Below are 1069 nucleotides of genomic sequence, written 5' to 3' on the forward strand. Positions count from 1 at the left end.
ACGAACCACAGTTCTTACGAAGGGGAGTGCCGAAATGGTCGACCGCAAGCTTAATGAAAGCGACGTACAGAGGCTTCAGACAGAGGTCGTCGATCCTTCGACGGCCGGCGGGCAACTCCACGAGACGACTGCGCCACCGAGAACACTGGCGGACGCATTGTCCGGGTGACCTTCGAACTCGGACGAGAGTTGAACCAACTGCTCTTGCGTCAAACCGATCTCGGCATCGAGCGCGCGTGCCAGACCGTTGGCTGCTGCCAGTCCACCGACGGCCGCGGAAGCCGAGGAACCCAACCCGCGCGAATGCGGGATCGCGTTGCGGCACAACACGTCCAGGCCACTTGCCCACACTCCCGCAGCTTCGAGGCCACGCTCGATGGCGCGAACCACGAGATGCGAAGGACCCCAAGGCACGTCGGCAGCACCTTCGCCTTCGACGCGAATCTGCAGACCCGAATCCGTTGTGGTGACAACGATTTCGTCGTACAACCCCAACGCCAGACCGAGGGTGTCGAACCCCGGCCCCAAGTTTGCACTCGAGGCCGGGACGCGAGCAGTCACCGAAAGGCCGATAGGCAGGGTTATAGTCATGTCAGACACCGGATTCCGCGGAGTGGTCGATGAATCCACGGACACTATGCAAGCTCGAGGGCAGCCGCGACGGCAACGGGATCGACACCGATGGGCTCGACGTTCGGCATCCCCTTCAATGCGGTGTCAGGATCCTTGAGACCGTTACCGGTCACCGTGCACACGACGGTCAGGCCAGGCTCGAGCCAGCCCTCTGCACGTGCGGCGAGCAGGCCCGCGACGCTGGCGGCCGATGCCGGTTCGACGAAGACGCCCTCGGTAGCGGCGATCAGTCGGTACGCCTCGAGGATCTTCTCGTCGGTGGCGGCACGGAATGCACCGTTGGACTCTTCCTTCGCCGCGACTGCGCCGTTCCAGGAAGCGGGGGAACCGATTCGGATTGCGGTGGCGATGGTTTCGGGATCCTTGACGGGTGCGCCATAGACCAACGGCGCCGCTCCGGCAGCCTGGACTCCGAGCATGCGGGGCTTGACCGTGG

General features: G+C 63.9%; 2 protein-coding genes. Both read right to left on the reverse strand.

The window, feature by feature from the left end; genetic code table 11:
• Positions 1–75: 75 nt before the first annotated feature.
• A complete protein-coding gene (locus ABT116_RS49710) occupies positions 76–591 on the reverse strand; it encodes a homoserine kinase (RefSeq protein ID WP_351648338.1) in 516 nt (171 codons plus the stop codon).
• A gap of 44 nt (positions 592–635) precedes the next feature.
• A partial coding sequence (locus ABT116_RS49715) for a pyridoxal-phosphate dependent enzyme (protein WP_351648340.1) occupies positions 636–1069 on the reverse strand: 434 nt, incomplete at its 5' end.

Origin of the sequence: Streptomyces sp. NPDC002130 (genome assembly GCF_040296465.1) — a bacterium.
Classification (GTDB): Bacteria; Actinomycetota; Actinomycetes; order Streptomycetales; family Streptomycetaceae; genus Streptomyces.

Coding starts and splice junctions, on each gene's coding strand:
- ABT116_RS49710 (WP_351648338.1), bottom strand. CDS start 591: ATGACTATAACCCTGCCTATCGGCCTTTCGGTGACTGCTCGCGTCCCG.